Below are 21,606 nucleotides of genomic sequence, written 5' to 3' on the forward strand. Positions count from 1 at the left end.
AAAGGCCGGGTTGGGCCGGCCGTACGACCGACCCAACCCGTTCACCTCCTGAAGCTCTATTCGGGGAAGTGGATGGTATAGGGAATGTTATTGCGGATCAAACAGTCGAGCACCTCCTGCGTCGGGCCCAACGTGTCGTACGCGTTGTGCGGCAGGAAATGCCATTGAATCCCGCGTACCTTGTATTTCGTCGTCTGCTTGTTCGCGTCCACCACGTCGACACTCGCCTGCCGTAGCGTCCAGGCATCCTTTTCGCATTCGGCCACTTCGCCGCCGTAGTTGGGGACGCCGGTCTTGACCTCGTGCAGTGTCAGCTCGCCCGGGGGATCCTCGACGGCGATGTCCGGCTTCCGGGAAATCGACCTCGGGGTCGGGAACTGCGGCGTGAGAACCTTGAGGTTCCGGTGCCGGACACCCGTGAGCAGATTGTTGAGGACGTAGTTCTCTCCGTCCTGCCAGTTGTACATGTAGCGAACCCGCGGGCCCTTCACGTGCAGGGGGTGCTGGTACGCAGCCCGCAGCCTGGCGAAGTTGGTCCGCGTGCCCTTGGCGAGCCGCAGCATGCCGGCTCGGGCCGCCAGGGCGTCGAAGCCGTCGCCCGCCGAGGCCCCCGCGAGCCCGGCATCCTGGAGCGCCGTCCAGTCCTCACCGAGAATCTGTTCGAGCGCGGCTTCCTTGACGCTGTCCGGGATGATCTCGTAGGTCGCGACGAGCAGGACGACCTGTTCGGTCCGGTGCGCGAAGCGGGCGACGAACCGAGCGGCCTTCCCCGGGATGGCCACGGCGTCACCCACATAGGGGACGACGCCGAGGATGCTCAGACCCGCGCTGACCCAGTCACCATTTATCAGCCCGGCGATGGTGTCGCGAATGTCGGCGAGACCGCCGACGATCCAACCCACGACCGGAATGAAGCTCAGCGCGCCGGAGCACAGGTTCCCGGAAAGCCACGCGATGGAGTCACGTGGCGCGAAGTCGCCGGCGAACATGCCGAGCAGGAAGTCGGAAACGTACGTCCACTTGCTGATCTGCTCGTCCGGCCGGCCCGGGTCGAGGCCCTGGTCGTCCTTATGCGCCGCCTCGTAGTCGTCGCGCAGGCCGTCCCCGTCGGTGTCCTGCACCAGGGGGTTGATGCCCCAGTCGTTGACCTCGACGCCGTCGGAGAGACCGTCTCCATCGCTGTCGACGTTGTTGACGTCGCTGAGGACCTCCTCTTCGGCGACGTCGATCAACCCGTCGCCGTCGGTGTCCGCCTCGTTCGGCACGGGCACGATCGGTGGCACCGTGCCGGGTGACGGCGGAGCGCGGGGCTGGTCGGCGACCAGGGGGTTGCTCCCCTTGGCGACCTCGGCACCGTCGTTCACGCCGTCACCGTCGGTGTCCGGTTCGGTGGGCGAGGTCCCCAGATCCTGTTCCTGAAGGTTGGTGAGTCCGTCGCTGTCGACGTCCTCGGCCCCGTCGGCGACCGCGTCGCTGTCGGTGTCGGCAATGTTCGGCCTCGTCCAGCCCGCCAACCTGGTGATCTCGAACTTGTCGGTGAGCCGGTCGCCGTCGGAGTCGACGAGCAACGGACTGGAGCCGAAGCGCAGTTCGACCACGTCGGTCACGCCGTCGGAGTCGTGGTCACCCTCGTAGGTGATGCCCAGCCGGGTCAGCACGTTGAAGGCGCTGGTCCAGGATCGCGTCAACTGGATGGTGGCCGGCTCCGGGTTGGCCTTGAGCAGCATCTCGTCGGCCTTGGCCAGGCTCGTCCGGGCTGCCGCCAGGTCCGCGAACGCCTCGGTCAGCCCCACCGGGGCGGGTGCGGGGGGCGGGCTGGCCCGGAACGGACCGATTGTCGCTTCGGCGTCCTGGATCGCCGCGTCCGCCAGCAGTCGAGCCCCGGTGAGGGTCTCCACCAGCGCCCGGACGTGGGCCTGCTCCGCCTCGCCGTTCGGCGGGCTCGCCCCGGTCAGCCGGCTCTTGAGGAACGACTCCAACGGCTTCAGGTGATCGAACACCGCCGTGCCGTCGGCGGCGTTCTTGAGGCGCGCGCCGTCGAAGTACCGGCTCTGCACGTCGGCCAGCACCGGGGCGAGCCGGCTGTCGCCCAGCCCACCCGCGACGTACGGGCCCAGCGCCTCACAGGACTCGGTGATGTAGAGCTTCGCGTCGCGCGTGTAATCGGCGGTCGGGATCTTCCCGACCTCCTTCTGCCACAGAGGCGTCTCCCCCGCCAGCGCCTCACCGCCGAAGATCGCCAATTGCGCCACGACGGCAGTCGCCACCGCCGCGGCCAGGCTTCTTCGACGCAGTTGCCCACGGAATCCCATGGGTACTCCCAACTGTCGATGGATTGTCGCCATAGATTAGTCAGCAACGATGGCCGTGCGCTGCCCCGGCCGAGGTCCGGCGGCAGGCATCGCGGTGCGGCGAACTTCGCCATCTGGACGGGCGCGACGGACGACCCGCCGGCAGCGGTCCGACGGATCCGGCAGGATGGGACAAGCGGTGGGTTCGGCCTGAGCGGAGGACGATGAAGGCGATCGTGTACGAGCGCAGCGGGGACGCCTCGGTGCTCCAGGTGGTGGAGCGGCCGGTGCCGGAACCCGGGCCGGGCGAGGTGCTGGTGCGGATGGCCGTGTCGGGGGTGAACCCGACCGACTGGAAGGCACGCCAGGCGTGGCCGCTGCCGGCCGGCTGGCAGATCCCGCACCAGGACGGCGCCGGGGTGGTCGAGACGGTCGGTGAGGGCGTGGACCGGACGCTGATCGGTGAGCGGGTCTGGGTGTGGGAGGCGGCGTGGCAGCGCCCGTGGGGCACTGCCGCCGAGTACACGCTGGTGCCGGTCCGGCACGCGGTGCCGCTCGGTCCGGCCTCGTTCGACCTGGGTGCGGCGCTCGGTATCCCGTTCATGACCGCGCACCGCTGCCTGACCGCCGGTGAGTTCATGCCGGACAAGCTGCACGCCGGTGCGTTGAGCGACCACGTGGTGCTGGTGCAGGGCGGTGCGGGCGCGGTGGGAAACGCGGCGATCCAGCTCGCCCGCTGGGCCGACGCGTGCGTGATCGCCACGGTGAGCAGCCCGGAGAAGGCGCAGCTCGCGGCGGCGGCGGGCGCCAGCTTCGTGATCAACTATCGCGAGCAGGACGTGGTCGAGGAGGTCCGCAAGGTCGCGCCCGACGGGGTGCACACGATCGTCGAGGTGTCCGCCGCCCGCAACGCCGCCGCCGACGTCCGGATGCTGCGTACCGGCGGGGCGGTGTGCGTGTACGCGGACGACGGCGGCGACGAGGTGACGTTGCCGATCCGGCCGCTGATGGGCCCGAACGCGCGCTGGCAGTTCGTGCTGATCTACACCGCGCCGAAGGTGGCGAAGGCGCAGGCGGTCACTGACATCGCGGCGGCGGTGGCGCAGGGCGCGATCCGCGTCGGTGCGGAGGCGGGCCTGCCGCTGCACCGGTATCCGCTGGCGGAGGCCGCGGCCGCGCAGCAGGCGGTGCAGGACAGTGTGGTGGGCAAGGTGCTGGTGAGCACCGCCGACGAGTAGACGACCGGATTTCCCCGACAGCCGGACAGACGCGAACAAGTTTCGCAACAATGACGGTGCGGGTCACCCCGTAACGGACGGGCGGCCCCGGCGCGGTGCGAACGCCGGGGCCGCCCTCTGGGAGGAATGTCCGTTGGGAACGCGTTCCTACCCGTGTAGGCGACGGTACGCCGCGAAACGTTACGACGCGGTCAGTTCCCGCACGTCGAGGCCGCCGTCGGCGTACCGCGAGCGCACCACCTTCTTGTCGAACTTGCCGACGCTGGTCTTCGGGACCGCGTCGATGAACGCCCAGCGCTCCGGCAGCTGCCAGCGCGCCACCGAGCCGGCGAGGAAGTCCCGCAGCTCCTCCGCGGTCACCGAGGCGCCCTCGCGGACCACCACGGTGGCCAGCGGCCGCTCGTCCCAGCGCTCGTCCGGTACGCCCACCACGCAGGCCTCCAGCACTGCCGGGTGGGCCATCAGCGCGTTCTCCAGCTCGACCGAGGAGATCCACTCCCCGCCCGACTTGATCACGTCCTTGGCGCGGTCGGTGAGCGTGATGTAGCCGTCCGGCGACAGCGTGCCGACGTCACCGGTCCGCAGCCAGCCGTCCCGGAACTTCTCCTCGTCCGGGGCGTCGTCGCCGATGTAGCGGGCGGTCACCCACGGCCCGCGTACCTCCAGCTCGCCCACCGACGTCCCGTCGGCCGGGAGCGGCTCGCCCAGCGGGCCGACGATCCGCGCGGTCACGCCCGCCGGGACGCGGCCCTGCGTGTAGCGGTAGCGCCAGGCGTCGTCGCCGGTCGCGCCGGCCGGCGCCCGGGAGACGGAACCCAGCGGCGACATCTCGGTCATGCCCCAGGCGTGGATGACGTCGATGCCGTAGCGGTCGTGGAACGCGTGCATCAGCGCCGGAGGGCAGGCCGACCCGCCGACGATGACCTCCTTCAGTGAGGAGAGGTCCACCTCGTGCGCGTCCAGGTAGGCCAGCAGGTCGGTCCAGATGGTCGGCACCGCGCCGGCCAGCGTGGGGCGCTCGGCGGCGATCATCGCGGCGATCGGCTCGGCCTGCAGGAATCGGTCCGGCATGATCAGCGACGCGCCGGAGAGGAACGCCGCGTACGGCAGGCCCCACGACATCGCGTGGAACATCGGCACGATCGCCAGCTCGCGATCGTTCGGGCCGAGCCCGAAGCCCTCCGGCATGCAGACCTGGAGCGAGTGCAGGTAGATCGAGCGGTGCGAGTAGGCGACGCCCTTGGGGTTGCCGGTGGTCCCCGACGTGTAGCAGAGGGCGGCGGCGTCGCGCTCGTCCACCTCCGGCCAGTCGAAGTGGTCCGGGCGGTCGGCCAGCAGCGCGTCCCAGTGGTGCACGGTGATCCGGTCGCCGGCCGCGGCCAGCAGCGGCGCCGGGTCGCCACCGCCGACCACCACCACGTGGGCCACTGTGGTCATCTCGCCGATCACCCGGGCGAGCAGCGGGATGAGCGTGGTGTCGACGAGCACCACCCGGTCCTGCGCGTGGTTGGCGATGTAGGCGACCTGGTCGGGGAAGAGCCGGATGTTGAGCGTGTGCAGCACCGCGCCCATGCTCGGCACGGCGAAGTACGCCACCAGGTGCTCGTTGTTGTTCCACATGAACGTGCCGACCCGCTCGTCGCCGGTCACCCCGCACTCGTCGCGCAGCGCGTGGGCCAGCCGGGCGGCGCTGCGGCCGACCTCCGCGTACGTCATCCGGCGGGGTTCGGCGCCGGTCCAGGTGACCACCTCCGCCGCGCCGTGCACGGTGGAGCCGTGTTCGAGGATCCGGGCGACCTGGAGAGGGGCATCCATCATCGTGCTACGCATGGGTAACAAGGTAGTGGCGGCGGTCACATCTGCGGAACCCCCCGGAATCGGCTAGGTGATCACGGATGATGCGTAGATTGTCCGGGTGAGCATCTCGTGGGCCGACTCGTACGTGGGGCAGCTCCGCGCCCTGGCCGGTGACCGCACCCTGATGTTCGTCGGCGCGCGCGCCGTGGTGCGCGACAACGCCGCCCGGGTGCTGCTGATCCAGCGTTCCGACAACGGCCAGTGGGCGTTGCCGGCCGGTGCCATGGAACTCGGCGAGTCGATCGCCGACTGCGCGGTCCGGGAGGTCCGGGAGGAGACCGGGCTGCGGGCGCTGCGGGTCAGCGCGTTCGCGCTCTACACCGGCCCTGATCGCACCCACACCAACATGTACGGACACACGTACCAGGTCTTCACCACGGCGTTCCGGGTCGACGAGTGGGACGGCGAACTCGCCCGGTTCACCGACGAGACCACCGATTCCGGGTTCTTCCACCCGGCGGACTTCCCGCACCCGCTGTCGTCGAGCGTGCACGAGACGCTCGCCGACCTCGACGTGTTCGAGCAGACCAACCGGCTGATCCTCAAGTAGCCGCCGGTCACAGCATCGTCTGCGACTTCGCCTCCATGTCGGCGGCGGCCTCGTCCTTCGACTCCTTTGTCAGCGGCTTGCCGCCCGGCGCGGGCGCCTTCCCGCCGAGCGGGTCGGCGCCGCCGGTGGCGCCCTGCGGGCCGGTGCCGCGCAACTGAAGGTTCGGCATGGCCAGCGTGACCAGCACCGCGACCACGGCGATCAGCCCGGTGGTCAGGAAGACCAGGTGCAGCGACTCGACGAACGCGGCCTGGACGGCGGCGCGTACCGGGGCGGGCAGGGCGAGGATCGCCGCCGGATCGTTGATCGAGAAGTCCCCGCCTGCAGTCACCGCGGCGCGCTGTTCCGGCGGGAGCTGCGCCAGCGCACCCGGCAGCCGCGCGGACATCTCCGAGGTGAGCCGGGACGACAGCACCGCACCGAGGATGGCCACGCCGAACGAGCCGCCGAGCGACCGGAAGAACGTCGCCGACGAGGTGCCCGCGCCCAGGTCGCGGACGCTCACCGCGTTCTGCACGGCCAGGATCAGCGACTGCATGCACAGGCCCAGCCCGACGCCGATCACCACCATGTAGCCGAACGCGAGCCAGAGCGAGGTGTCCACCTGGAGCTGCTGGAACAGCAGCATGCCGGCCACCAGCACGGCCGCGCCGGCCACCGGGAACCACTTGTACCTGCCGATCCGGCTCATCGCCCGGCCGGTCAGCACCGAGGTGACGATGACGCCGGCCATCATCGGCAGCATCAGCAGACCGCTGCGGGTCGGCGAGGCGCCCTTGACGATCTGCAGGTAGAGCGGGATGAAGATGATCGACCCGAACATCACCAGACCGAGCACGAAACCCGCGCCGTTGGCGAGCGCGAACGTGGCGCTGCGGAACAGCCGCAGCGGCAGGATCGGCTCCCTGGTCCGGGCCTCCTGGACGACGAACAGCACGCCCAGCACCGCGCCCGCGGCGAACAGCCCGAAGATCACGCCGGAGCCCCAGGCGTACTCGGCGCCGCCCCAGCTCAGCGCCAGCAGCAGGCAGCTCACGCCGGCGACCAGCAGCGCCGCGCCGATCCAGTCGACCGTGTGCTCCCGCCGTTCGAACGGCACCAGCCGCATCACGTGCCAGCAGACCACGATGGCGAGGATCGCCAGCGGCACGTTGATGTAGAAGATCCACCGCCAGTTGTTCTCCGCGAAGTAACCGCCGACGAGCGGTCCGGCCACCGACGACACGCCGAACACCGCGCCGAACAACCCCTGGTAGCGGCCGCGCTCCCGGGGCGACACCACGTCCGAGATGATGGTGAACGCCAGCGTCATCAGGCCACCCGCGCCCAGGCCCTGCACGCCCCGCGTGACGATCAGCTGGGTCATGTCCTGCGACAGCCCGGCCAGCAGCGAGCCGAGCAGGAACATCCCGATGGAGAACAGGAAGACCGGCCGGCGCCCGTACAGGTCGGCCATCTTGCCGTACAGCGGCGTCGAGGCGGTCGAGGCCAGCAGGTACGCGGTGACCACCCACGAGTAGTGGTTGATGCCGCCCAGTTCGCCGACGATGGTCGGCAACGCGGTACCGACGATGGTCTGGTCCAGCGCCGCCAGCAGCATGCCGGTCATCAGACCGAACATCAGCAGGCGGATCTGTCGGGCGGGCAATGCGGGACGGGCGGCCTGGGCGGTCATCCCGCTTCCTATCCCACCGGGGGCGGATCATGCCCCCGGTGGGCGTACGAGTTTCAGCGGGCGGCGTGTCGCCCCTCGGCGAACTCCTCGACGATCTTGGCGCAGAACGCCGGCAGGTCGTCCGGCTTGCGGCTGCTGACCAGCCCGTTGTCGGTGACGACCTCCTGGTCGACCCACTTCGCGCCGGCGTTCGTGAGGTCGGTGCGCAGGCTCGGCCAGGAGGTGATGGTGCGGCCACGCACCACGTCCGCCTCGACGAGCGTCCACGGGCCGTGGCAGATCACGCCGACGGGCTTGCCGGCGTCGAAGAACGCCTTGACGAACCGGACCGCCTCCGGGTCCGTCCGCAGGAAGTCGGGGTTCGCCACGCCACCGGGCAGGACCAGGGCGTCGTACGCCCCGGCGTCCGCCTCCTCGGTGGTGACGTCGACCTGGTACTGCTTGCCGTGGTCGAGGTGGTTGAAGGCCTGGATCGTGCCGGACTCGATGGAGACCAGCTCGACCTGGGCGCCGGCGTTCTCCACCGCCTCCCGGGGCTTGGTGTACTCGACCTCCTCGACGCCGTCGGCGGCCAGGAAGGCGATGCGCTTGCCCTGAAGTGTCGCTGCCATGCTGTTCTCTCCTCTCCGGGGTACGTCTGAGACGGTTCCCCCGCCCGATGCCGCGAAACCGGACGCATCGGGTGGCCCGCGTCGCGTTTGGCCCGACGGCCCGGGGGGATCCGCAGGGGCATGGCAGGAGCAGCAGCGGAAGAGCGCCGGCTCGCCACAGTCGTGGCGAGCTGGCAGCAGCGCCCCGTGCTGGTCGTCGGGGACGCCATGCTGGACGAGTGGCGGTTCGCCGAGTCGGAGCGGCTCTGCCGGGAGGCGCCCGCACCGGTCCTCACCCTGCGGCGGCGGATCTCCGCCGCGGGAGGCGCCGCCAACACGGCGGTGAACGTGGCGGCGCTCGGCGGCCGGGCCGCGCTGGTCGCCCCGGTCGGCGCCGACGTGGCCGGCGACGAACTGCACGACTGCCTGGACCGGGCGGCGGTCTGGGACCGTACGGTGAGCCAGCCGGGCCGGCCCACGCCGGTCAAGCGGCGGATGCTCGCCGGCAACCAGATCCTGCTCCGCGAGGACTCCGGCGGCCCGGAGGAAGGGCTGGACGCCGACGGCGTGGCCCGCCTGCTGACCGCGCTGCACTGCGCCACCGAGGAGCTGCGCGCGGTGGCCGCCGGCCAGCCGCTCACGCTTGTGGTCTGCGACTACGGCCTGGGCGCGCTGCCGTCGGCGGTGCGCGCCTGGCTGGTCGCCAACCGCGACCGGTACGGCACTGTGGCGCTCGACGCGCACGACCTGGCCGACTGGCGCGGACTGAACCCGACAGTGGTGACGCCGAGCTTCGCCGAGGCGACCCGGCTGCTGGCCCGCGCCGCCGCCGGGTTCGCGCACGCCGAACGGGGTGCCGTCCCCAGCGGCGACGTGCACCTGGACCACCCGGCCGAGGCCGACGGCCCGTCCGAGCTGATGGTGGGCGCCGCGCCCGGCGGGTCCGGTGAGCGCGTACCGGGCAGCCCGCACCCGACCTCCGGTACGCCCGCCGCCGAGGCCCCTTCCGGCCCGACCGGCGAGCCGATGCCCGGCGAGGAGCGGGTGGCGCTGACCGGCGACGGCCTGAGCGTCACCGGGACCGGCGTGACGGTGAGCGCGGCGGCCGGCGCCGGCGTGGACCGGGCCGTGCTGGCCGAGTCACGCCTGCCCGAGCTGCGCGCGCACACCGGCGCCGACGTGGTGGCGGTGACCCTGGACACCGAGGGCGCTGTGGTCGGCGGCGCCGAGGGCGAGCCCCGGCGCAGCCACAGCACCCCGGTCCCGGCCAGCCACGCGGTGGGCGCCGGGGACGCGTACCTGGCGGCCATGACGCTGGCGCTCGCCGCCGACGCGGGCCTGCCCACCGCCGCCCAGCTCGCCCAGCTCGCCGCGACCATCACTGTGGCCGACACCGGCACCTGCGTGTGCCGGCGGCAGGACCTGCTGGCCGCGCTCGGCACCGGCCCGGACGAGGGCGGGCACCCGGCACTGGTCGGCGCCGACGAACTGGCCGCGCTGGTGGACGAGCACCGGCAGGCCGGCCGGTCGGTGGTGTTCACGAACGGCTGCTTCGACGTGCTGCACCCCGGGCACGTCCGCTACCTGACCCAGGCCCGTGCGCTCGGCGACCTGCTGATCGTGGCGGTCAACTCGGACGGCAGCGTCCGCCGGCTCAAGGGCCCGGACCGGCCGGTCAACCCGGTCGAGGACCGCATCGCGCTGCTGGCGGCGCTGGCCTGCGTCGACCACGTGGTGGTCTTCGAGGAGGACTCGCCGGCCCGGCTGATCGAGGCGGTCCGGCCCGACGTCTACGTCAAGGGCGGCGACTACCCGCCGGAGATGGTGCCGGAGGCGCCGCTGGTACGGCGGCTGGGCGGGCAGGTGCGCACACTCGGGTACGTGCCGGACCGCTCCACCTCGGCGATCATCGACCGGATCCGCGCCCACCCGGTCACTGACACGGTCGGCGAGAGCAGGCCGGCGTGACCCGTCCGCTCGACCCGGGCACGCCCGGACGGTTCCGGCACCACCGGCGGCTCGACGTGCTGATCCCCACCCGCAACCGGCCCGCCGAACTGGCGGTCACCCTGTCCGGGCTGGCCGCCCAGGAGGGCGTACCCGGGTTCGGGGTGGTGGTCAGTGACCAGTCCGACGGTGAGCCCGCGTACGCGCACCCGGCGGCGGCCACCATGGTCCGGGCGCTGCGCCACCGGGGGCACCCGGTGCTGCTGACCCGGCGGCTGCCCCGGCGCGGCCTGGCCGAGCACCGGTCGTACCTGCTGGCCCAGTCGGCGGCCGACGCCGTGCTCTGCCTCGACGACGACGTGTGGCTGGAGCCGGGTGCGCTGTCCCGCCTGGTCACCGCGCTCGACGAGCTGGGCTGCGGGTTCGTCGGCAACGCGGTGCACGGCCTCTCCTACGCCGACGACGTCCGCCCGGACACGCACCAGCACTACGAGGAGTGGACCGGGCCGCCGGTGCCGGAGCGGATCATGCCGGGCACGCCGGAGTGGCACCGGGCGTCCATCCACCCGGCGGCGAACCTGCTGCACATCACCGAGAAGCTGAACCTGGCGGCGGGCGAGTGGCGCGCGTACAAGGTCTCCTGGGTCGGCGGGTGCGTGCTCTACGACCGGGCCAAGCTCGTCGACGCCGGCGGCTTCGACTTCTGGGAGCGGCTGCCCGAGCGGCACCAGGGCGAGGACGTGGCCGCGCAGCTCGCCGTGCTGGAGCGCCACGGCGGCGCCGGGGTGCTGCCCAGCGGGGCCTACCACCTGGAGTCGCCGACCACTGTCACCGAACGCGACGTGGAGGCGTGGGAAGTGGTGCTCAGCGAGTCGCCGGCGGAGGTGTGAGCAGCTCGCGGGCCGCCTCGACCACCTCGGCCACCGGCACGTCGGCCACGAACGACACCCGGTGCGGGCACTCGCCGTCGCCGGGCCGGTGCGGGTAGATCCCGGGTGTGCAGTCGACGCCGCAGACCGGGCAGTGGGTGGTCCAGGCGGCGATCGGGCGGTGCCGCCCGCGCAGCGGCGACGCCCCGTTGATCAGGTTGCCGACCCAGAAGACACCGACTGTCGGCGCGCCCACCGCGGCGGCCAGGTGCAGCGGGCCGGTGTCGTTCGAGACCACGAGCGCGCAGTCCACGTACGCGGCCGCGAGCGCGCCCAGGCTGAGCGTGCCGACCTGGGGACGCACCGGAACGCCTGCTGCCGCCACCACCGCGTCGACCGTCTCCTGCTCGGCGGGGGTGCCGGTGACCAGCACCTCGTACCCGTCTCCGGTCAGCTCGCGGGCGACCTCGCCGAAGCGTTCCGGCGGCCAGCGCCGCCGCGTGTCGGTGGCGCCCGGGTGCAGCGCGACCCGCGGCCGGGTGGGTTCGCCGAGCACGGCGGCGGCCTCCGCCCGGTCGGCGGCGGTGACCTCCAGCGCCGGGGTGATCGTGGTGGCGGGCGCGCCGACCAGGGCGGCCACCTCCAGGTAGCGGATCACCTCGTGCTGGTAGTAGACGTAGCGCAGCCACCGGTCCAGCGGCGGCGCTCCCTCGGCCCGCAGACCGGCGGTGACCCGCGCGCCGAGCCCGGCCACGAACGGGTTCGAGTTGCCGCCGCCGCCGTGCACCTGCAACGCCAGGTCGAACCGTTCGGCGCGGGCGGCGGCCAGGAACGCCGGGACGTCACCCGGCGACTCGCCGGGCCCCGGGTCGCGGATGCCGGGCACCGCCGGCACCACCAGCACCCGGTCCACCGGGCCGGGACGGTCGCGCCAGAGCGCCGCGTGCCACGGCGCGCCGAGCAGCACGATCTCTGCCGACGGGTACGCGGACCGCAGCGCGTCCAGCGCCGGCAGCACGAAGATGAAGTCGCCGAGCGCGTTGGCGCGCAGCACGGCGATCCGTTCGACGTCGGGGACTCGCTCGCCGACCGGTCCGAGCACCGACGACGGCCCCAGGTCGCGGCGCGGCGAGTCGGAGTCGCCCGACGGGCTGGTCACGCGGCCCCTACGGCCTGTCGATCTCGTCGAGCGCGGTGTCCGGGTGGTGCAGCTCCCGGTCCGCGGCCGGGTCGGCGGGCATCTGCGTACGGCCGGCGCCCGGTCGCGGGCCGGTACGACCGACGGTGATGGTGCGCGGCGCGGGCCGGGACGCCCGGGGAAGGCGCACCCGGAGCAGGCCGTGGTCCATCACCGCGTCGATCCGGTCCGGGTCCACGCGGGACGGCAGGTCCACGCGGTACTCGAAGCCCCGGGTGGTGAACCCGCCAGCGATGCCGTGGTCGGCGTTCACCTCGGCCTCCGACCGGGCACGTACGCACAGCTCCCGGTCGTCCAGCTCGACGGCGACCTCCTCCGGCGCCACGCCGGGAAGCCGGACGACCACCTCCCAGCCGTCGGCCGTCTCGGCCAGATCCACGTCCTGGCTGCCGGACCGTCCGCCGACCAGCCGGCTCAGCTCGGAGCGCAGCGACTGGAGCTCGCCCATCGGATCCCAACCCTGCTGGCGGCCACGCCAGCCCCGTCCGCTGCCCTGTTCGGTCATCGCGCGTCTCCGATCCGCCGTGTCGCCGAGGGGGGTCGCAGCGAGCTGGGCGCGTTCAGATCGTGCTCCGGGTCGACGCCGACACCGAGCCGGTCCACCAGTTCACCGCCGAGCCAGGCGCTGACGCCGAGGATCGCCAGGGCGACCACCTCGATGGCGATCAGCGCGCCGCCGGCCGCGCGGGAGTCGGCGTTGAGCCGGACCGCCCAGACCGCGGCGAACAGCAGGATCACCGCCACGTTGGCGGCGGCGTGGGTGACACCGACCCGCTTGGCGCGGGTGCCGGCCGGCAGGGCGAGCAGGTCGAACGCCCCGGCCGCCGCGGCCAGCAGGCCGCCGATCAGACCGACCGTGATGTTCCAGTACGCGACCTCGGCCAGGAAGCCGGGCCCGCCCACGGTGTCCACCACATCGAAGATCACCGCGGTCACGAAGAGCGCCACCGGGAACATCACGAGCATCGGATGCACGGGATGGCCGAGTACCTTCAGTCGGCTCTCCATCTCGGCCTCCATCCGTCACGTCCGGACGCACGCTGCGAACCGGTCCCTACCCGCCGGCCCCGGGGGCAAACCGGCACTCGACGCGTCTCCTAGGCTGACAGTGGCGGAAACCAGCCCGTCGCGGGCCGGAACCGTCGTGACGATCAACGGACGGGGGAGGAAGACGTGACGACCCGGGAGATCACCAGCGAGGCCGAGCTACGCGAACTGATCGGCACACCGATGCCGCGGGCGGCCGCCAAGGACCGCCGTACGCTGCACGAACGCGACCGGGAGTGGCTCGCCGCCTCGCCGTTCTGCCTGATCGCCACCGCCGGCGCGGACGGCACCTGCGACGTCTCCCCCAAGGGAGACCCGCCGGGCTTCGCGCTGGTGCTCGACGACACCACGATCGCGATTCCGGAGCGGCCCGGCAACCGGCGGGCCGACGGCTACCGCAACATCCTGGCCAACCCGCACGTCGGGTTGATCTTCCTGATCCCCGGCCGCACCGACACGCTGCGGATCAACGGCCGGGCCCGGCTGATCTCCGACGCGCCGTGGTTCGCCGGCATGGAGGTCAAGGGCCACCGGCCGGTGCTGGCCGTCGAGGTCGCGATCGAGCAGATCTTCTACCACTGCGCGAAGGCGTTCCTGCGCTCCGAGCTGTGGCAGCCGGAGACCTGGCAGCCGGACGTGCTGCCGACGCGGGCCCGGCTGATCAAGGAGGTGGAGGCCCCGGCGGAGAGCCTGGCCGACCTGGAACGCCACTACGGCCCGGGCTACCTGGAGACGCTCTACCGCTGAGCGCGTCGGCGCCGAGCGGTGCGTTCGCGTCAGCGCCGGACGTTGCGCTTGCGTTTGCCCCGGCCGGTGTAGGGGCGGCCGTCTCCGACCGACGCCGGCGCCACCCGGCGCAGCCGGACGGCGCGGTCCTTGCCCGGCCGGGCTTCGCGGTCGTGGCCTGGTCGGGCGGCGCGCCGGATGCGGGACAGCGTCAGCACCACGCCGGCGCCCAGGGCGACCAGCCCGACCACGCCGAGTACGCCCTGCACGCGCCCGCGATGGCCGCTGAGCTGCCCGAAGTCGGTGACGAAGTCGCCCGGGTCCGCCGGGTTGACCCAGATCGGCACCTCGGTGCCCGCCGCCCGGCACACCTCGAAGCAGGGCACCTCCTGCGCGTGCGTCCGGCCGTCGACCACGTAGCTGAAGTACATGGTGCTCGACGAGGAACCCTTGTTACCGCCGCTCTCGGTCACCTGGTCGACCACCGTCGCCCGGGCGGGCGTACCCCGCTCGCGCAGCGTCACCGCCCAGTCGTCGAGCGCCGACTGGGTGTGGAACGGCAGCCAGAGCAGGGCGGCACCGGCGACCGCCAGCAGCGCGTACGCGAAGCTGAGCCAGAGCGGCCGACGCATGATCACGCCGATATCGTGACCGGGCGCCGCAACCCCCGGGCGAGCTACCCGGCCGGGCTGAAGCGCGCCGGCACGCCGACGTCGGACAGGGCGCGGGCGAGGTGCGGCGCTGTCGTCTTCACGTACGCCGCCCCGATGTGCGAGCCACCCCGGTAGATGAGCACGTTGCCGAACACCACGGGGCACCTGTCGGTCGGGCAGACGGCGTCGAACAGGTCGATCATCTTGACCTTCGGCGCGCCGGACACCGCCTGCCGCTGCATCCGGTAGGCCGGGTCCTGGTCGTGCCGCTCCCTGTCGAACGCGCACCGGGACAGGCGCTTACGGTTCTTGTCGGCGCACGTCACCGCCGGGCCGGGGCCGGGGTTGTTGGCGAGCACGACGACCTGCGTGCCCACGGCGTCGAGCTTCTTCCACGCGGACCGGACCCCGGCGACCATCGCCTCGACCGTCGGCTCCTCGGCGTCACTGTCGAAGGCGCGCGCCGCGCCCTGCGAGGTGACCAGGTAGTCGGGTCGCTCCTCGACCAGTTTGCGCATCAGCGACCGGTTCCAGTCGATGCAGTCGGTGTAGAGCTTGCTCGGGTCGTCGGCCCGGACCGCCGGCGCGCTGGTGAACGGGCACGACGCCTTCGCGGCGATCAGGATCTTCCAGTCGTTCTGCTCGGCCAGCACCTGGAACGCGGGCAGCCACTGGTCCATCTTCGAGTCGCCGACGAGCGCGACGGTGGTGGCCGCGTTCGGGTTGCCGTACGTGCAGGACAGCACCTCGGCGCCGTCGACCTGCTGGAAGCACTTGTCCCGGTTGGTGTCGGGCACGTCCATGAAGCCCTGCCGGATCTGCAGCGGATCCGGTTTGATCACGTCGAACCGCTCCGGGACCGGGCCGATCGGGGCGGTACCGGGCGCTGTCGACAGCAACGCGGCCCCCGGGGCGTACTGGCCCTTGGTGGTGGTCGCGGCGGCGGCCCACGCGCCCATCAGCACCAGGACCATGCCGGCGCAGATGCCGGCGAGCGTGAAGTTGCCGCCCAGGCTCAACGCCAGACGAGGCGATGTGGAGATCTTCCGCGAGTAGCGCAACGGGTTCTCCACCAGCCGGAACGTGATCCAGGACGGGATCACCGAGGCGAGCGCCACCAGCAGGCCCTCGGTCAGCGACAGGTCACCGAAGTGCGCGGCGGCCACCACGAGCATCGGCCAGTGCCACAGGTACAGCGAGTACGACAGGTCACCGATCCACTGGAACGGACGCGTGCCGAGCACCATCACCGGCCCCCGGGAGCCCGCTGCCGCGCCGGCCGCGATCACCGCCGCCGCACCGAGCGTGGGCAGCGCCGCCGCGTACCCCGGCCATGCGGTCTTCCCGCTGACCAGCAGCGCCGCCGCGACGATCGCGGCGAGGCCGAGCCATCCGAGGACGACCGCGACGGATCGGGGCATCCGGGCGGCGCGGACCGCCAGCAGCGCGATGGCGGCGCCGACCCCGAGTTCCCACAACCGCGTGGTGGAGACGAAGAACGCCCGCTGCGGCGAGTTCGCCGTCTCGACGATCGACCAGACGAACGACGGCACCGCCAGCACCGCGAGACCGACCCACAGGACCGGCCGTACGTTCGCCCGCCGGAGCTTGCGCGCGGCGAGGATGGCCAGCACGATCAGCAGCGGCCAGAGCAGGTAGAACTGCTCCTCCACGGCGAGCGACCAGAAGTGCTGGACCGGCGACGGCGCGACGTCCTCGGCCAGGTAGTCGACTGCGCGGTCGGCGAACCGCCAATTCACGATGTAGGTCGCCGCGGCGGCGATGTCGCCGCCGACGACCTGCCACTCACTCCGGGGTACGAACAGCCGGACCGCGACGGCGGTAGCCGCCAGCACCACGGTGGCGGCGGGCAGGATGCGCTTGGCCCGGCGCGCGTAGAAGCCGACAAGCGAGACCCGGCCGCTGCGCTCGATCTCCGAGATGAGCTGCCCGGTGATGAGGAAGCCGGAGATCACGAAGAAGACGTCGACGCCGACGAAGCCACCGGGGATGAACGGCAGCCCGGCGTGGTAGAGCAGCACCAGCCCCACGGCGACGGCCCGGAGCCCGGCGACGTCGGCCCGGAACCGGCTCGGCGTCGCCTCCCTGCCCGGCTCGCGCGCGGTCGCCGTACCGCCCGGCTCCTCGGAGGGTGCACCTTCCCGATCGGCAACCTTCGTCAACGGCGGGGAAGTCATCGCGATCCTCAAACTCTGCGGCTGGGGGCGAGGGAACGATAGCGGCTGGTCACTCGGCGGGACAATCGCGCCGCGTCACCACCTCACCGGCGCGTGGCCTCGAAACCTGATGCGGTTGAATCGGCTGCATGGCGAAGACCCTGACGATCACCACCCGCAACGCGAGCTTCCAGCAGTGGCAGGCGCTGCTGACCAACCGCACCAAGCGGCAGCGTACGGGGGAGTTCCTGGTCCAGGGGGTACGTCCGATCACCGTGGCCCTGGAGCAGGGCTGGGAGATCCGCGCGCTCCTGTACCCGGACCGGCAGCCGCTGTCCCGCTGGTGCCGTGACCTGCTCGACCGCGCCGACGCCCGGCGGGTCGCGCTCGCTCCGGATCTGATGCGGGAACTGAGCGGCAAGGAGGAGGAGTCGCCCGAGTTGCTCGCAGTGGTGGCGCAGCCCGCCGACGACCTGGCCCGCATCCCGGCCGGGCCGGCGATGCTCGTGGTGGTCTTCGATCGCCCCAAGACCCCTGGCAACATCGGCACGCTGGTCCGCTCCGCCGACGCCTTCGGCGCATCCGGCGTGATCATCACAGGCCACGCCGCCGACCCGTACGACCCGAAGGCGGTCCGGGCCAGCACCGGGTCGCTGTTCGCCGTACCAGTGGTGCGCGTCGCCAGCCACCGCGACGTCCTGGACTGGGTCGCCGCGGTGCGCGCGGACGGACTTCCGCAGGTCCAGATCATCGGTACGGACGAGCACGGGGACGTCGACGTCGCCGAGCACGATCTGACCGGCCCCACTCTCCTGCTCATCGGCAACGAGACGCACGGACTCAGCAAGGGCTGGCAGGAGGCCAGTGACCGGACCGTACGCATCCCGATCGTGGGGGCGGCGAGTTCGCTGAACGCGGCGGCGGCCGGGACGGTGGCGCTGTACGAGGCCGCCCGGCAGCGCGCCGGCCGTCGGTAGGGGCTGCCTCCTCGGCCAGGCCCTTGCACCAGCTCACGCCGTACGTCGGTGGTGGTCTCGGCTGTTCCCCTGCTGAGATTTCCCGGCGACGCGGTGACGATCATCCGATGCGACAGGAGCATCCGCAGCACGGACCCGACCGCACCGGCACCCCCGGCGTCGAGGGCAGGCGGGCGATCGCCCGCTGGCGGCGCGCCCTGGCGATTCTCGCACCGCTGGTCGCGGCGGTGCTCGGCGCCGCGATGGCCACGCAGTGGGAGGTCGGCGGCGGCCGATCCGTCGGCTCTCTCCCCGCTCCGGCGCGATGGATGGCCGAGACCCTGCCGTTGTTCGACGGTGGGGAGCCGGCGTGGATCTGGCGTGGGCCCTTCTTCGTGTCGGTGCTGCTGACGCTGCCGCTCGTCTGGACGGTGACCGGCCACGCCACCGCGTCGCCCCGGCGCCTCACGCGGTACGGGCTTCTCGCCGCGGCCATCGCGATCGGCCTGGAATACAACAGCCCCGGGTACGGATGGATTTTCGACCTCGTGGCCCTGCTGACGGCGCTGGTGGGCACCGTCTGGTGTGGCCTGCAAGGGCTGCGTCGCGGTGTGCTGCCACGCCGCGTCGCGTGGGCGCTCGTCGCGGCACTGCCGTTGACGCCACCGGCCGGATTCCTCACGTTCTGGTACCTGCCGCCCGGCCTGACCATGGGCGTACTGCTGGCCTGGGCGGCTGCCGCAGGCCTGGTCGGCCGGTCGCGTTCGCGGACCGGCACCCCGTCGGCGGAGGGATGATCGGCCCTCGGAAACGGCGAAGCCCAGGTCGTTGACCTGGGCTTCTGTACCGAGCCGCCTGACGGAATCGAACCGTCGACCTACGCATTACGAGTGCGTCGCTCTAGCCGACTGAGCTAAGGCGGCAACGATCGCCAAGTGTACGGCACTCCCTGCCGGAAGCCGAACCGGATCCCCCACCCCGAACCCGGACACCCGACCACATCCGCCCCGCTACGGGAGAGACTTCGCGCCCGGTCCGGACTACCCTGCGGCGGGTGACCGACGAACCGCCGCGACCACCGGCTCCCGAGGCGCATCCCGGCGAGCGGGCCACCCGCCGCCCCCGCAGCATCGACCCCCGGGAGCTGGGTTTCACCCCGCGCCGGCCGGTGCCGTGGCTCGCGCCGCTGCTGCTGATCAGCACCGGCCTGCGGACGTTGCTGGCCATGCTGTTCGGGGCGTACCTGGACAAGCGCGAGTTGCAGAACGCGTTCGGCGACGGCACGTTCCGGCAGGTCGGGCCGGACGGCGGGCTCTGGCTGGACTACGTGGCCGACCTGGGTGACGGCTTCGACGCCACGTACTCGGTGGCGTACCTGCTCGCCCAGCCGGAGCTGACAGTGGACGGCCATCGCCTTCCCCGCGCGCAGACGCTGGTGATGGGTGGCGACCAGGTCTACCCGGCGGCGGGCTACGAGGCGTACGAGGACCGCTGCAAGGGCCCGTACCAGTCGGCGCTGCCGGTCGCCCCGCCGGAGCAGCCGACGCTGTTCGCGGTGCCTGGCAACCACGACTGGTACGACGGGCTGACCGCGTTCCTGCGCCTGTTCGTGCGCACCCGGGACCGGCACTTCGGCGGCTGGGGCACCGGCCAGTCCCGCTCGTACTTCGCTGTCGAACTGCCGGCCGATTGGTGGCTGCTCGGCCTCGACGACCAGTCCGGCTCGTACCTGGACGACCCTCAGCTCACCTACTTCGACGAGGTGGCCCGCAAGCTCACCCCGGAGTCCAAGGTGATCCTGGCGGTGCCGGCGCCGACGTGGGTCAAGGCCGTCGACCACCCCAACGCGTACGACTCGATCGACTACTTCATCCGTACCCTCGTCGCACCGACCGGGGCGCAGGTGCGGGTGCTGATCTCCGGCGACCTGCACCACTACGCCCGCTATGCCGGGACGGACCGGCAGCTCATCACGTGCGGCGGTGGCGGCGCCTACCTCTACCCCACGCACCGGCTGCCCGAGAAGCTTGAGGTGCCGCCGCGTGACACGCTGACCCGCCGGGCCAGCAACACCCAGGAGTACGACCTTGCCGCGCGCTACCCCGACAAGGCGCGCTCCCGCCGGTACGGCTGGGGGATCTTCGCCCGGCTGCCGTTCCGCAACCCAGGCTTCACCACGCTGCTCGGCACCCTGCACACGCTGCTGATGCTGGCGATGGCCGGGGTGGCGGTGCAGCGGGTGGGCACCACCGAGCAGCGCCTGTTCAGCGTGCCGCTGGCGATCATGCTGGTGGTGGCGATGATGGGCGCGGTGTTCTTCGCCAAGCCGCCCACGGCGGGCGGGAAACGGCACGCCCGGCACTGGATCCTCGGGGTGGCGCACGGGCTGGCCCAGATAGCGCTCGCCGCCGGGGGAACGTGGGTCTGGTTGCAGCTGCCGTTCTACGACTGGCCGTGGCCGATGCCGGCGGTCGCCGCGGTGGTGCTCTACGGGCCGGTGAGCGGGCTGGTGGCCAGCCAGCTCGTGGCGCTCTACCTGCTGGTGGCTGGAGCGTTCGGGGTGAACCTGAACGAGTTGTTCGCGGCGCAGGGCATCGAGGATTCGAAGGCGTTCCTGCGGTTCCGGATCGACAGGGACGGCACGCTGACGATCTACCCGATCGCCGTCGACAAGGTGTCCCACGACTGGCAGTTGAACCCCGACCAGTCCCCCACCGCCTCCTGGCTGACCCCGAAGACCCCGCTGACCCCCCGCCTGGCCGAGCCCCCCATCGTCATCCGCTGACCCCACCCGGCACACACCCGGACCTCACTCCGTTGATCATGAAGTTGGCGGCGAAGTCGATCACCATTTCGACCGCTAACCTCATGATCGACGAGAAAGACCGGGAGAGGGAGGGAAGGCAGCGGGTCAGGGCTGGGGGTAGTGCTGGTCGTGGGCCTGCCTGGGGCCGCACACCGACGCCCGGGAGCACATCGAGCGGGAGCCGTCCGCGTCCAGACGGACCGTCACCGCGTCGCGCGGGACACTGTGGCCGACCACCTTGCCCTCGCCCTGCGGCGTGGACACCCGGCTGCCGACCGCCGGGGCCGACTCCTGGAACCTCTGGTACAGCGGGTGCTCGTACTTCAGGCAGCACATCAGCCGCCCGCACGCCCCGGAGATGCGCAACGGGTTGAGCGGCAGGTCCTGGTCCTTCGCCATCCGGATGGTCACCGGCTCGAAGTCGGTCAGGAACGTGGCGCAGCACAGGTCACGACCGCACGAACCGATGCCGCCCTGCACCCGGGCGGAGTCGCGGGCGGAGAGCTGCCGCAGCTCGACCCGGCAGTGCAGCGTGGCGCCCAGGTCGCGGACCAGCGAGCGGAAGTCGACGCGGTGCGGCGCGGTGAAGTAGATGGTGGTGCGGTCACTGCCGTTCTCGGGCGTGGCCAGGACGTGGTCCACGGCGACCACCTTCATCGGCAGGCCGTGTTCGCGGATCAGCCGCTTGGCGGCGACCTTCGCCTCGGCCTTGCGCCGGCGCAGCATCTCGTCGCGGCGCAGGTCGTCGTCGCCGGCGATCCCGGCCAGTTTCGGGAAGCTGTCGGTGTCCTCACTGACCCACTGCGCGGCCCACACGCACTCGGCCACCTCGGGCCCCTCGTCGGTGGGCACCAGCACCCGGTCGCCCACCTGCGGGCGCAGCTCGCCCGGGTCGAGGTAGTAGAGGCGCCCGTACCGGTTGAAGCTGACCGCGCAGAGCATGCCCATACGCCACACCCTACGCGGATCGACGACCGCCGCACGGCACACCTGTCGCCGCCCGGTCACCCACCGCAGCGATCATCG

18 protein-coding genes and 1 tRNA gene are annotated in these 21,606 nt (G+C 72.0%); 8 read left to right on the top strand and 11 right to left on the bottom strand.

What is annotated here, in order from left to right; all coding sequences use genetic code 11:
• Positions 1–56 precede the first annotated feature (56 nt).
• Positions 57–2,312, bottom strand: coding sequence for a hypothetical protein (locus SM452_RS13830; RefSeq protein ID WP_463840045.1), 2,256 nt, complete (start codon positions 2,310–2,312; stop codon positions 57–59).
• Between the two features lie 203 nt (positions 2,313–2,515).
• Between SM452_RS13830 and SM452_RS13835 the strand changes: the two genes are divergently transcribed.
• Positions 2,516–3,529: an NADPH:quinone reductase gene (locus SM452_RS13835; RefSeq protein ID WP_463840046.1), complete on the top strand. Its 1,014-nt coding sequence runs from the start codon at positions 2,516–2,518 to the stop codon at positions 3,527–3,529.
• Positions 3,530–3,709: 180 nt separating this feature from the next.
• On the opposite strand, the gene SM452_RS13840 is transcribed toward SM452_RS13835, so the two are convergent.
• A complete protein-coding gene (locus SM452_RS13840; RefSeq protein WP_355512438.1) occupies positions 3,710–5,344 on the bottom strand; it encodes a fatty acid--CoA ligase in 1,635 nt (544 codons plus the stop codon).
• Positions 5,345–5,444: 100 nt separating this feature from the next.
• Here SM452_RS13840 and SM452_RS13845 point away from each other — a divergent pair, with 100 nt between their 5' ends.
• Entirely contained in the window at positions 5,445–5,936 is a 492-nt protein-coding gene (locus tag SM452_RS13845) for an NUDIX domain-containing protein (RefSeq protein WP_018785677.1), read from the top strand.
• Positions 5,937–5,943: 7 nt separating this feature from the next.
• Here SM452_RS13845 and SM452_RS13850 read toward each other — a convergent pair whose 3' ends face one another.
• Both SM452_RS13850 and SM452_RS13855 read right to left on the bottom strand, forming a co-directional pair.
• Positions 5,944–7,611, bottom strand: a complete 1,668-nt coding sequence (locus SM452_RS13850; protein ID WP_463840047.1) for an MDR family MFS transporter — start codon at positions 7,609–7,611, stop codon at positions 5,944–5,946.
• A 53-nt stretch (positions 7,612–7,664) separates the two neighbouring features.
• On the bottom strand, positions 7,665–8,222 hold the full coding sequence (locus SM452_RS13855) for a type 1 glutamine amidotransferase domain-containing protein (RefSeq protein WP_194798915.1): 558 nt from the start codon (positions 8,220–8,222) through the stop codon (positions 7,665–7,667).
• Positions 8,223–8,342: 120 nt separating this feature from the next.
• Between SM452_RS13855 and rfaE2 the strand changes: the two genes are divergently transcribed.
• Both rfaE2 and SM452_RS13865 read left to right on the top strand, forming a co-directional pair.
• Positions 8,343–10,169, top strand: a complete 1,827-nt coding sequence (rfaE2, locus tag SM452_RS13860; RefSeq protein WP_262015369.1) for a D-glycero-beta-D-manno-heptose 1-phosphate adenylyltransferase — start codon at positions 8,343–8,345, stop codon at positions 10,167–10,169.
• Positions 10,166–11,038, top strand: coding sequence for a glycosyltransferase family 2 protein (locus tag SM452_RS13865; protein WP_355512385.1), 873 nt, complete (start codon positions 10,166–10,168; stop codon positions 11,036–11,038). Before rfaE2 ends, SM452_RS13865 begins: the two co-directional genes overlap by 4 nt.
• Here SM452_RS13865 and SM452_RS13870 read toward each other — a convergent pair.
• Genes SM452_RS13870 through SM452_RS13880 form a run of 3 tightly spaced genes read right to left on the bottom strand, consistent with a single transcriptional unit; the run spans position 11,013 to position 13,223 of the window.
• On the bottom strand, positions 11,013–12,176 hold the full coding sequence (locus tag SM452_RS13870) for a glycosyltransferase family 9 protein (RefSeq protein ID WP_463840048.1): 1,164 nt from the start codon (positions 12,174–12,176) through the stop codon (positions 11,013–11,015). The two genes, SM452_RS13865 and SM452_RS13870, sit on opposite strands and share 26 nt — an antisense overlap.
• A gap of 7 nt (positions 12,177–12,183) precedes the next feature.
• Positions 12,184–12,720, bottom strand: a complete 537-nt coding sequence (locus SM452_RS13875; RefSeq protein WP_262015366.1) for an Hsp20/alpha crystallin family protein — start codon at positions 12,718–12,720, stop codon at positions 12,184–12,186.
• The gene (locus SM452_RS13880) at positions 12,717–13,223 is read right to left on the bottom strand and encodes a DUF2231 domain-containing protein (RefSeq protein WP_262015365.1); all 507 of its coding nucleotides are present in this window, start codon (positions 13,221–13,223) and stop codon (positions 12,717–12,719) included. The genes SM452_RS13875 and SM452_RS13880 overlap by 4 nt, the downstream gene beginning before the upstream one ends.
• A 165-nt stretch (positions 13,224–13,388) precedes the next feature.
• On the opposite strand from SM452_RS13880, the gene SM452_RS13885 reads away from it, so the two are divergent.
• Entirely contained in the window at positions 13,389–14,009 is a 621-nt protein-coding gene (locus tag SM452_RS13885) for a pyridoxamine 5'-phosphate oxidase family protein (protein WP_463840049.1), read from the top strand.
• Positions 14,010–14,038: 29 nt separating this feature from the next.
• Here SM452_RS13885 and SM452_RS13890 read toward each other — a convergent pair whose 3' ends face one another.
• Positions 14,039–14,620: a DUF3592 domain-containing protein gene (locus SM452_RS13890; protein ID WP_463840145.1), complete on the bottom strand. Its 582-nt coding sequence runs from the start codon at positions 14,618–14,620 to the stop codon at positions 14,039–14,041.
• Positions 14,621–14,664: 44 nt separating this feature from the next.
• Complete coding sequence (locus SM452_RS13895; protein WP_463840050.1) at positions 14,665–16,839, bottom strand: acyltransferase family protein; 2,175 nt, start codon at positions 16,837–16,839, stop codon at positions 14,665–14,667.
• 128 nt (positions 16,840–16,967) lie between these two features.
• Here SM452_RS13895 and SM452_RS13900 point away from each other — a divergent pair, with 128 nt between their 5' ends.
• Both SM452_RS13900 and SM452_RS13905 read left to right on the top strand, forming a co-directional pair.
• Positions 16,968–17,795, top strand: coding sequence for a TrmH family RNA methyltransferase (locus SM452_RS13900; RefSeq protein WP_463840051.1), 828 nt, complete (start codon positions 16,968–16,970; stop codon positions 17,793–17,795).
• Between the two features lie 107 nt (positions 17,796–17,902).
• Positions 17,903–18,571 carry a hypothetical protein gene (locus SM452_RS13905; protein ID WP_463840052.1) on the top strand — a complete coding sequence of 223 codons (669 nt, stop codon included), beginning with the start codon at positions 17,903–17,905 and terminating at the stop codon, positions 18,569–18,571.
• Between the two features lie 52 nt (positions 18,572–18,623).
• Here SM452_RS13905 and SM452_RS13910 read toward each other — a convergent pair.
• Positions 18,624–18,697, bottom strand: a tRNA-Thr gene (locus SM452_RS13910).
• Positions 18,698–18,828: 131 nt separating this feature from the next.
• Here SM452_RS13910 and SM452_RS13915 point away from each other — a divergent pair.
• A complete protein-coding gene (locus SM452_RS13915; RefSeq protein ID WP_355511963.1) occupies positions 18,829–20,559 on the top strand; it encodes a metallophosphoesterase family protein in 1,731 nt (576 codons plus the stop codon).
• A gap of 126 nt (positions 20,560–20,685) precedes the next feature.
• On the opposite strand, the gene SM452_RS13920 is transcribed toward SM452_RS13915, so the two are convergent.
• Positions 20,686–21,528 carry a PSP1 domain-containing protein gene (locus SM452_RS13920; RefSeq protein ID WP_463840053.1) on the bottom strand — a complete coding sequence of 281 codons (843 nt, stop codon included), beginning with the start codon at positions 21,526–21,528 and terminating at the stop codon, positions 20,686–20,688.
• Positions 21,529–21,606 lie beyond the last annotated feature (78 nt).

The sequence above is a fragment of the Micromonospora sp. SYSU B005 genome, assembly GCF_055362685.1.

Excerpts from the sequence above, each read along its gene's own strand:
- SM452_RS13830 (WP_463840045.1), bottom strand. The coding sequence starts at position 2,312 with ATGGGATTCCGTGGGCAACTGCGTCGAAGAAGCCTGGCCGCGGCGGTG.
- SM452_RS13835 (WP_463840046.1), top strand. The coding sequence starts at position 2,516 with ATGAAGGCGATCGTGTACGAGCGCAGCGGGGACGCCTCGGTGCTCCAG.
- SM452_RS13840 (WP_355512438.1), bottom strand. The coding sequence starts at position 5,344 with ATGGATGCCCCTCTCCAGGTCGCCCGGATCCTCGAACACGGCTCCACC.
- SM452_RS13850 (WP_463840047.1), bottom strand. The coding sequence starts at position 7,611 with ATGACCGCCCAGGCCGCCCGTCCCGCATTGCCCGCCCGACAGATCCGC.
- SM452_RS13855 (WP_194798915.1), bottom strand. The coding sequence starts at position 8,222 with ATGGCAGCGACACTTCAGGGCAAGCGCATCGCCTTCCTGGCCGCCGAC.
- rfaE2 (WP_262015369.1), top strand. The coding sequence starts at position 8,343 with ATGGCAGGAGCAGCAGCGGAAGAGCGCCGGCTCGCCACAGTCGTGGCG.
- SM452_RS13875 (WP_262015366.1), bottom strand. The coding sequence starts at position 12,720 with ATGACCGAACAGGGCAGCGGACGGGGCTGGCGTGGCCGCCAGCAGGGT.
- SM452_RS13880 (WP_262015365.1), bottom strand. The coding sequence starts at position 13,223 with ATGGAGAGCCGACTGAAGGTACTCGGCCATCCCGTGCATCCGATGCTC.
- SM452_RS13890 (WP_463840145.1), bottom strand. The coding sequence starts at position 14,620 with ATGCGTCGGCCGCTCTGGCTCAGCTTCGCGTACGCGCTGCTGGCGGTC.
- SM452_RS13895 (WP_463840050.1), bottom strand. The coding sequence starts at position 16,839 with ATGACTTCCCCGCCGTTGACGAAGGTTGCCGATCGGGAAGGTGCACCC.
- SM452_RS13900 (WP_463840051.1), top strand. The coding sequence starts at position 16,968 with ATGGCGAAGACCCTGACGATCACCACCCGCAACGCGAGCTTCCAGCAG.
- SM452_RS13905 (WP_463840052.1), top strand. The coding sequence starts at position 17,903 with ATGCGACAGGAGCATCCGCAGCACGGACCCGACCGCACCGGCACCCCC.
- SM452_RS13920 (WP_463840053.1), bottom strand. The coding sequence starts at position 21,528 with ATGGGCATGCTCTGCGCGGTCAGCTTCAACCGGTACGGGCGCCTCTAC.